The 10894-nt window shown below is 34.2% G+C and carries 6 protein-coding genes; 1 reads left to right on the forward strand and 5 read right to left on the reverse strand.

Annotated features, from left to right (window positions below):
* Positions 1–297 precede the first annotated feature (297 nt).
* Positions 298–2253 carry a cellulase family glycosylhydrolase gene (locus VIO64_RS17130; RefSeq protein WP_331920465.1) on the forward strand — a complete coding sequence of 652 codons (1956 nt, stop codon included), beginning with the start codon at positions 298–300 and terminating at the stop codon, positions 2251–2253.
* Positions 2254–2522: 269 nt separating this feature from the next.
* Here the strand turns inward: VIO64_RS17130 and VIO64_RS17135 are convergent, their stop codons facing one another.
* From VIO64_RS17135 to VIO64_RS17155, 5 genes are all read right to left on the reverse strand, one after another.
* Positions 2523–3002, reverse strand: a complete 480-nt coding sequence (locus tag VIO64_RS17135; protein WP_331920467.1) for a hypothetical protein — start codon at positions 3000–3002, stop codon at positions 2523–2525.
* A 144-nt stretch (positions 3003–3146) separates the two neighbouring features.
* Positions 3147–5057, reverse strand: coding sequence for a copper amine oxidase N-terminal domain-containing protein (locus tag VIO64_RS17140; protein WP_331920469.1), 1911 nt, complete (start codon positions 5055–5057; stop codon positions 3147–3149).
* A gap of 20 nt (positions 5058–5077) precedes the next feature.
* A complete protein-coding gene (locus VIO64_RS17145; RefSeq protein ID WP_331920471.1) occupies positions 5078–6220 on the reverse strand; it encodes a trypsin-like peptidase domain-containing protein in 1143 nt (380 codons plus the stop codon).
* 657 nt (positions 6221–6877) lie between these two features.
* Positions 6878–9448, reverse strand: a complete 2571-nt coding sequence (locus VIO64_RS17150) for a dockerin type I domain-containing protein (protein ID WP_331920473.1) — start codon at positions 9446–9448, stop codon at positions 6878–6880.
* A gap of 92 nt (positions 9449–9540) precedes the next feature.
* Positions 9541–10794 (reverse strand): IS256 family transposase, encoded by a 1254-nt coding sequence (locus VIO64_RS17155; protein WP_331920475.1) that lies wholly within the window; start codon positions 10792–10794, stop codon positions 9541–9543.
* Between the last annotated feature and the right edge of the window lie 100 nt (positions 10795–10894).

The raw sequence follows: 10894 nt of genomic DNA on the forward strand, positions 1-10894 counted from the left end.
AATATACCATATAATAATATCACACCAATATATTTCTTTCAATTCCGTCTTGTTATATATATTTATTATCTCTGTTTTTTACAATTAAAATGTTTCAAGCATTATTTTTTCCCAATAGATGCACAAAAGTGCACAATTAGGTTGATTTCATCGTAAATATTCAATAAAATATAATTATATCATTATTTTTCAACCATAATGTTGTTGTGCGAAATTACGGTGTAGAATACACCATAATTTCCTAGACATAAAAAGTGTACACACTAAGTTTAATTTTTTAAGGGGGTTAAAGTATTTATGAAAAAAACCAAAAGAATAATATCGTTAGTTGCTGTACTAGCGATGATTTCCATGTATTGCTTGTCAATCAACATGGGTCCTACAGTATATGCCGTTGACGGCAATAATGATGACTGGTTGCATTGTGAAGGGGACAAGGTTGTAGACATGAATGGAAATGAAGTTTGGCTGACAGGGGCAAACTGGTTTGGCTTCAACTGCAGCGAAAATGTTTTTCACGGTGCGTGGTACGATGTGAAAAATATTTTACAAAGCGTTGCAGATAGAGGTATCGGATTATTAAGAATACCTATTTCAACTGAGCTTTTATACAGTTGGATGATTGGAAAGCCAAATAAGGTTTCCAGTGTTACAGCTGCAAATGATCCACCTTACATGGTTATGAACCCTGATTTTTATGATCCTGCAACTAAGGGACCTAAAAACAGTATGGAAATTTTTGACATTATAATGAGATACTGTAAAGAATTAGGTATTAAGGTAATGATTGATGTACACAGCCCTCATGCCGACAATTCAGGACACATGTATGAATTGTGGTACGGTATGGAGACAAAAACCGCAGGTGTTATTACTACAAAGATTTGGATTGATACATTGGTTTGGCTAACTGACAAATACAAAAATGATGATACAATCATTGCTATGGACTTGAAAAACGAGCCTCACGGCTCACGCGGCTACACAGGTCCCTGCCCTTCCACAACTGCCAAATGGGATAACTCTACAGATGAAAACAACTGGAAATATGCATCTGAACAGTGCGGAAAGGCAATACTCAAAGCTAACCCTAACATGCTTATTGTTATAGAAGGTGTACAAGTATATCCAAGGACTGAAAAAGGCTATACATATGACACCCCTGATGTTTGGGGTGCCAGTGGTGATGCAGCTGTGTACCATAATGCTTGGTGGGGCGGAAATTTAAGAGGTGTAAAGGATTATCCTGTTAATTTTGGTTCTGCTACACTCAATAAGCAGATTATATACTCTCCTCATGACTACGGGCCTTCAGTTTACAACCAGCCATGGTTCGATAAGAACTTTACAGAACAAACCCTGCTAGATGATTATTGGTATGATACATGGGCATATATTGACGATAAGAAAATTGCTCCACTTCTCATTGGTGAATGGGGAGGACATATGGATGCCGGAAAGAACCAGAAATGGATGACTCTTTTGAGGGATTACATGATCAAAAACCGCATTAACCATACATTCTGGTGTATAAATCCGAACTCAGGAGATACCGGAGGATTGCTCGGAAATGACTGGTCAACTTGGGATGAAGCAAAATATGGATTATTTAAGCCTTCATTATGGCAATCAGGCGGTAAGTTTGTAGGCCTTGATCACCAGGTACCTCTTGGTAAAAACGGAATATCACTTGGACAGTATTTGGGAAATCCATCCCCTTCAAACAGTCCGACTACAAAACCTACTCCTACCGTGAAACCAACACCTACTACAAGTGTATCTCCAAGTGGTACAACCAGCAAGATTTCAGGTTATATCTCACCTGATGTTACATCTTCAAATTCAGCTATCAAAAAGGATTTCAAGGTTGAAATTTCAGGATTGTCCGCTATGACAAACGCGTCAGGTTATTTTGAAATTACAGCTTTGCCTGAGGTAGCCAACGGTAGCTTTACTATCAAGATAAGCAAGCCCGGATATCTTGCAAGAGAAGTAAAGAACGTTAAAGTTAATGATGTTGTGGGTACGCAGAGTTCTCCGATAGTTGTTTGGGCCGGTGATATCAAAGCACCGCAGGACGGTGTTATCAACATGACTGACATTATCGAAGTAGCCAAGGTTTTCAACAGCACTTCAGGTGACGTAAATTATGATGCAACTTGCGATACAAACTTAGATGGAGCAATTAATATGGCTGATATTGTGAATATCGCCAAACACTTTAATGCAACAACTGCGAGCTATAATAATTAGTTCGATATGCAAGGAAAGCCTTTCTGCGGTTTGCAGAAAGGCTTTTTAATTTGATAGAAGGGTCTTGTTAAGATAAAAATCACAAAAATTTAGAGAATTTTGATGTATTTTAACTTTACAAGATATTTGCAGTTACTTACGCATTAAGCTTACTTTTTTTCTGGGATTTTTTATCTAGATAATAGCCTAGTAAATCATTTCAGGCTTCTCATTCTCCACTTCCAAGTTAATTATAGACACAATTCCTATGTTTTGTAATTTATATTTTCTTACCATGCAATTCTCCTTTCACTATCATAATGACTTAGCCTGTCTATTGCAATAGCTAATGCAATTGCTTGACACCCTAGTTCTTTGTTTGTTATGTCAATATTGTGGTAAAATGAAAATAGCTTTTTTGAATTTTTGAAAAGTATACTATCCTGGTAGTAAGTGGTGTAATTGTGTAAAAACCAATCCCTTTCAAGTCGAATATCATCATTGCTAAAATGAACGTCACGTTTTCCTAATGTAATTTCTCCACCATATGAAATGGCAGTCCACAATTGACCATTAGTAAATATTCTAAATACTTCCACTTGATTATTTATGCAGGGAGAATCTTCTATGAACTCAACATAACACAAGTCATTTATATTATAGTCATACCTATTCTTTCGCTCAATAGAGTATCTTGCCTTTTCGTAATCATCGATCAAGGTAAATTTAAGCGTGTTATAATAGTATATCCTGTGCTTTAATTTAATCATACGAAGCCCCTCCCTGCTGCTTTAGCAAAGTTTAGAAAGATAGACATGATATTTTATGGAAATTAGTGTACAAAAAAGAAGGTGTTGCACCCTAACTTGTAAGTGTTTGTAAGTAAGGAACAACACCTTCATTTAAAATGAATTCTACTCAAACTTTAGTGACTGCCAAATATCAAATAGTACCTTACTATTCTTTTCACTAAGATATGCTTCCGGTATTGTCAAATCAATAACATATAAGTGACCATTCTTGCTTAAAATATATGAATCAATCCATATGATCTCCTTACCTAAAGCACGGGACGAAGAATATTTATATACTTTAGTACCTTTTTCATCCAAAATTTGTTTATTTGTTGTCTTTAAGGTTCCCACTTTTAGTTTTTTATCAAAATCGTCATCCAAATATGCAATGAAATTATCAATTGGTACTTCATCTACTATAATCATGCTAAAAGATCTCATATTTAAACTATACGATACCTTATCTTCATTGTTATTAATCGAATCAGCTGTCCAAGATACCGGTAAATTTACCGCCCATTTGTATTTAGTGCTCTGCCTGTTGATAGTGGATACGTTATCCTCAGCATCCCTCGGGTTCATTAGTTCACCTATTTTAGATGCATCAGGCTCAGTAAATTTAAACGAACTTAATGCATTTTCAATTTCTGCAAGCTTTTTCGAATTATTGTAAGTTTCTGATTTTATATGGTAGTATACATTATATCGGTACTTCTTTCCAACTATAAAGATATCACAGGAGTAGATATTATCTCCTCCTATCTTTTGGGTATAAAAAACCTTCTTGCACTTAGCTCCGCTGATTTCACCGTCTTCTTGTTTTAATATATTGTAATACTTAGGGTTGTAGCGCTCTTCCATATCTTTAAGTAGTTTTTTTACCCAATCATCAGCAGTAAAGCCACTTTCAGTCGAGTACATATCTATATTTAAAGAATCATTGAAATCCTCATTACTTTTAGAACCATTATAGAATTCCACCACATTAGGTGTTTTTTCATTGTCAAGTTTAAACCATTCAGGCGAAACATTCATTGAAAATTTCAATTTCTTATCTTCATACTTTCTATAACCTTCTTTTGAAATATCGGATAAGTCCTCGGTAGAACTATTTTCAACATAATCTGCAGTAAATGAATCTACAATATCAGTATAAACCGAGCTCTCAATATATTTTTCATATTCATCCATATAGAGAGTGACTTTAAAAACCCTTTCGCCTTTAATATAATAACGAACGTCAATCACCTGGTCTCCCTTATATACCGTCTTTGAGTACTCTTGACCGTCCTTAGTTTTTTTGCTTTGTGACACCAGTGTATACTCACTTAAATCTTCCCTTAATGAAGCCATTAATGTATCCAATGAATCATCGTCCTTGTCAAATATACCGACAGATATGGAGTATGATTCATCCAATGCGTCAAAAGCTGTAAAAGTACCGTCAAAATTCCTATCTGCAATCCTTAATTCTTTCGGTAAATTCATTGACCACTTGTAATAGCTATCACCTATTTTTGATTTTGTAGTTTTTTTCAATATCAAAGAGTAATCCTTAATACTCTTATCACCTGCTATAACTTTCGAAACAGTGATCTGTTTTGTATTTTTTTCATATGATACATCAGCACCAAAATTTTCAGAAATGAAAGCTAACGGCACCATTGTAACACTGTTCTTAATAACAGGAGCTTTTAACAGAACAGATTTGGTACCGTTTACATAGGCTGTCTTGTCATTAATAACAAGTTTTATAAGCGTTTCTCCATAAGTGATATTTACACTCTTTTCAGCAGCGTTCCATTTTACATCAGCACCAAAAGCCTGGGTTATAACTGCCACTGGTACAAGGGTAGTACCGTTCTCTACATATGGTGTTTGAACTTTTACATCTTTACCATTGATTTTCAGAACAGAGTCGCCAACCTTGAAAGAAATTTCAACGGTACTTGAGTCTGCCGAGGCATGATTTGCAAAAATCCCTATGAATACAAATAACACAACAAAAGTAATAAAATTTTTAATTTTCACAAAATACATCTCCTTTTTTCTTATTTTTCACTTAAAACTACATTGATGTTTAATATTGCGTCCTTTCTTTTTATCTTAAGAATCACAGTGTTGTCGGGCAAATATTTTTTCATCTCTTCGTTATAATCAACATTAGAATTTACCCGTACGCTGTTGACACTTAATAAAACATCTCCATCTTGCAAACCCGCCTTTTTCGAACCTGAATCATCATTTACTGTTGAAATAGTAAGTCCGCTGTTTGACGGAAGGCCAATTTTCGCTGCCCAATCCTCCTCAAAAACCACACCCAAATCAGGCCTTTTAACCTTTCCATACTTGTAGAAGTGACTTAACACATAGTTTACAGTACCTACCGGTATTGAAAAACCAAGTCCCTCAATCCCTGTTCCAGAAAATTTGCTGGAATTTATACCCATGACTTCTCCCTTAAGATTTACTAATGGCCCTCCGCTGTTTCCAGGATTGATTGCTGCATCTGTTTGAATTAGTCTATAATCACTTTCTATTCCCCTATTGATGCCACTTATTATTCCAATCGAAGCTGAATTTCTTAAGGATAAAGACACTGGGGTCCCAATAGCCATAACTGTTTTACCGGTTATGATATCCTCTGGTTTCCCAAACCTGGCAGCTTTTAATCCGGTTTTATTAATCTTTATTAAAGCAAGGTCTGAATCCTCATCTATGTACTTTAACTCCGCCTCATACCCACTTCCATCTGCAAGAACTGCTACAATTCTTTCCATATCTTTTACAACGTGTGCATTGGTGAGTATCTCTCCGTCTGACTTAATTATAACTCCAGTTCCATGAGCGATTGAATCTTTAAACTTTGAACTGTAATCAGAATCTTTAAGGCTTCCAATAACCCCCACTACTGAAGGGCTAACAGACTTTAATACTTCTGGAACAATATCATCGTTTTTTAAAGAAGTAACCGTAACAGTGTTTTTGGAGCTATCCCATGCGGCATCCGCCCCTAATGACTGTGATATAGCTCTTACGGGTGCATATACCCTACCCCCAATCAACTTAGCATCTGTGCTTAATTGAGTTCCGTTTACAACAAGCTTCGGTCCGGCTGTGGAACCGAATGATGAAAATGATGTAAGCAATAACATCACAGCTATAACAGTTATTATAAATACTTTAATTCGCATTTTCTCCTCCTTTATGTACTTCAATGTACATAGAAAACTTAATGGTATTATATCTTGCAGGAATATAAAGAATTGTATTAAACGATTAGTTGAATCGGTAGCAGTGATATAACCCTGGATTCTTTGCATTTACAGTTAATCATTAACACTAATTCAGTTTATATGTTATGAGTGTGGAAAATTTTCTAGAAGAAATTATATAGCAGCATTCCTTAACAGTTTTCTTCAAAATTCCTATGTGTTACTAGAGAGATTATACTACACAAGGTAAATATTTTCAATCCTGTACACTAAACTTTACAAACTTATTTTGCATTAAATATGATTAGTCTAATCTATTATAGTGGAAAGCAGTTTCCAGATTTGCAATGGAGTTCCCCTTTACAGTTTTTTTGATTTATTCCACAGATGTTAGGATGTTGCCCAGGGAGCAATTTCAAACATATAGCATTATTTATGAGCTTTAACCAATTGTTTTATAAGCCTTGGAACAAGAAGCAGTCCTATAATAACTTCGAATGAAGGCCAAAGCCACATCCCCCAATTTTTTGTGGTTGAATTTCAGCCTTTTCATACTTCATATCCTTCTTATTGATTTATATTTCCTACGCCTCCTAAAAAAACACTTGGATCATTATCTTTATTATTTATTACATATTAATAATCATCCGATGATGAATTAAAATGTCTTGCAACTATAATAATATCATTAAAGTTAATTACTTTATCTCTATTAAAGTCATATTCCGGATTATATCCTTCTGAAGTCTCAATAGCGTTAAATGAACGTGCTATCATCACAATATCCATCATATTTATAACCCCATCCTGTTTATTATCACCAGTAACATCTCCAGCCCACATTTCTGTAGGAATTTCTTTCGTTGAAAGAACTATGTCAGATGATAAATCATTATATGTAATTTCTCTTGCAAGAAAACCTTTTTTACTTATCCTGATTTTTATTTCATTCGTAGGCTGTGATGCAGAAAGCTTTGCTTCGAAATATCCGTTTTCATCTGTATTCACTTCTTGTTGAACTCCTGTTATCTCTATATCAAATCCTTTGAGTACATCTGAATTCGCGTTTGGCATATCAGGTCTTATATAGCCTGAAAGCTTATATGTTTTTTCCTCATCCTGCTTAATGGAAGGGTCAACAAGCATTAATGAATATTTGCTGCTTGCCGAGTCAGGATCAGAGTATATTGTGAAAAAGTATTGATGAATCTCTTCAAGTGTTAGTTTAATCCTAACCACGCCTAAATCATCCTCTATTTTAATTAATTTAGATGTAGCTTTATCTTCCATAGTAATATAGTTATAGTCCATCATATCAATTGTAATACCCTTACTCCCACATACAACAAGTTCGTATTCACCATTACTGGAAGGAGTAAATTTATAGCAGTCAGCATCACCTTTAAAATCAATTGTATCGTTTTCAGATGAATTCACATTTAATATATTTACTAAAGCCTTTTCATTCATACTGTCTTCGCCTAATTTTGTTAACTTTACACTATAGTTATCACCAAAAGATGGATTTAGTCTTAAATAATAGTCCCTGTTTGGTTCTATCCTTACTGCATTAATAAACTGACCATTTATCCTAACATCTTGAGAAAGCTCCCTGCATAACGAATCATTTTCTATAGCCCAATCAATATGCTCCATTCCCTTTATGTCAATTGAATATATTCCGCCTTCACTTGTATTAAAATGGTATGTATCATGATCAAAAGGATATTGACTTTTTCCGGTTATTTGACTTGTAATATCTGTTATTGGTGAATAACTGTATGAATTTGCACATTCGTCCTCTTCAGGAAAAGTAATGGTAAAATTATATTCATTATATTTATCTTGCTCAAAAACAAAATAGTATACATCTCCTTTATTGCCCTTAATAGATTTTTCAAGCCCTGATTCATAGATTCTATTATTAAAATCTCCTTTATAAAAATCATAATAAGCATCGGATTTTATAAAATAGTATCCGGTCTGTGGTAAAACAAACCTTAAACAATCTTTATCATATAGCCATGAATTGCCGTGAACATTCTGGTTGACATTGATATCAAAAGGTTCAGCATATCCCCCAATTTTATCAGGAATAATGCCTTCGATAACCAATTGATAATCACCTGGATCTGACGATAAAATACCCGATATGATTATATAATATGTTTTGTCCTTCTCGATCCAAAAGTAATCACCGTGATTTCTTATAAAATATTTATCATCAGAGACAATATTTAATCTAATTGAGTTCGAATAATTAATTCTATATGTTCCTGTAGTATTTACCCTAAACTTTAAGAAATCAGATTCATCATTTTCAAGGCTTCCTTTTATTATGGAATTGACATCAATATCAACTGCTTCATTAAATGTGTTTCCAAAATTGTCACCTGTTTCAGTTAGTCCAGATCGAATATCCAGGTTCGGAGATGGCTCAATGATTGATGAAGAACTTATTGGGGTTGGGATTGGAGTAGAATATTCATTTGATTTTCGGACTTTAAGTGAGTATTTCCCAGTAGAATTACCAGTCCCTTCAATGCTTATATAATAACGATATCCTGATATCAGCTCATATTCAGTGCTATTACTTCCATCAGAAATATCATTTAAATTTGTGTAAAGTGTGCCATCAAATAGGTGTATACTTGCTTTAATTCCAGCAGTTCCGCTAAAATCAAAAGTATACTCCTCGGTAGATTCAGAATCTATTATGAACTGATCTATGTCACCAGCATAATTAATTTCTCCTGATATCAATTTATTTGCTTGAATTATCTTCCTTGAATACTTATCATTTCCGAAGTCGTCCTCAATATAAAGAGGCCCTGTAACTTTAACTGAATAATCTGAGATATAGTATCCGGTAACTGTCAAATAATACTCCTGTCCCTTTTTAAGGTTATAGTAAGTTGATGGGATATCGGAATTTTTATTATAATATGTAAGATTTATATTTTCATGACTCAAGCTTATATTACAATTTCCAGTTTTGTTTATGTAATATATACCATCTTTATCGGGTATAAACTTAAATGTATCAATATCAAAATAATATTGGATTTTACCGCTAACCTCAGTGCCAACTTTTATGTCAGCAGAATAGCTTTCATTATTATCATAATCATCTTCAATTATTCCATCTAATATGAAATTAAAATTATAAATATCATATTGCCCATTAAAGGTAACATAATAGTCCATGTTTTCAAGTAATTTAATATAAAACTTCCCTTCATTCCGAGCTTGTCCTAGCTTCCGTAGAATTTCGGTAGCTTAGTTTTACGTGGTTTTTCTCATCCTACAGATTGTTTGCTATAATCTTCCACCTTTGAAATATTATTAATAAGGATTGGAAGTAGTTTATATCCTTTAATACGATGAAATGATGATTCAACTTTCATAAATCCACAAGATAACCATCGAAGTACTTGTGATCCACTTTTCCAATGCCTTACACGCCCAGTGATAACTCTTGCTGAACCTATTGCTGATTCAATTGGATTAGTAGAAGACAAGGATTGTCGAATCTGCCCTGGCAGTTTCAAACGGTGCAGGGTTAATGTCTCTTCCAAACCTTCTCGAATACTTGCAGCAGCTGAAGGATATTTGTATTCTAATGACTTAGCAAGACTTTCAAGCTTATTCTTTGCAGTAGTATATTCAAATTCAGCATAAGCCTTATTCATTTCAGAAATGACATTATCTTTCATTGAATCAGGCAGATATCCTTCAACATTGCGTTTCTTATGTATTTGACAGCGTTGAATATGTGCTTGATTTGAGAACTTTTCCTTCACTGCTTTTGATAAAGCTTTTGAACCATCTAAAACGAAGAGCCTTGATTCACTAGCTTTTAGCCCTCTTTCGATCATATTATCAATTAATCCTTTGCAAAATTCAGCATTTTCACTGGAACCCTCTTTAATTCCCAAAATCTTTTTTTCTCCTGTGCTTTTTACCCCTAATGCAACTATTAACATATGATCACCAAAGCCAACTCCATCAATCATTATTACTGGGTAATTATCATCGTCGATTTTCCTGGAAAGAAATTTATTCATCTCCTTTGATGTCTCTTTAATGAATCTACGGCTAACTGTACTTTTTGAGGTTCCAAAAGAATCAAGTTCTTCAGACCCATCTTGGATTTCCTCATAACCTCTTGTTGTTATTCCCATAAGCATTTGTTTCATCATGCGAATGTTAAGAGCATCTTCCGATTGAAATTGCTTTAAGATATCTACAGGTACTTCCTGTTTATCTTTTGATCTAAGTCGTGGTTTTTCAATCTTGACTTTTTGACCACCTAATACCACTGAACTTAACTCAGTACCATGTCTATATACTTGCCTGTCTGGATCATGTTTTCCTTTTATACCAGCCTTTTGAACGACTTCTTCTTCAATCATAGAACTTAATACTTTCATTCCAACCATTACTGACAATGCCATCAATCCGTTTTTCGCCATTATATGTGCTTCGGAAAGATCTATTTGATAATTTTGTAATTCCTTTCCCTTTTTTGACCCGATCTGATATAATTTCATATGTGGCAGCTCCTTTCATTTTTTGTTTTCCCAAACAATAGTTTATCAAACTACCGTCTGGACTGCCACCTTCAATTTCTACGAAATTCGGGACTTACTC

It is taken from the genome of Pseudobacteroides sp., assembly GCF_036567765.1.
Classification (GTDB): Bacteria; Bacillota; Clostridia; order Acetivibrionales; family DSM-2933; genus Pseudobacteroides.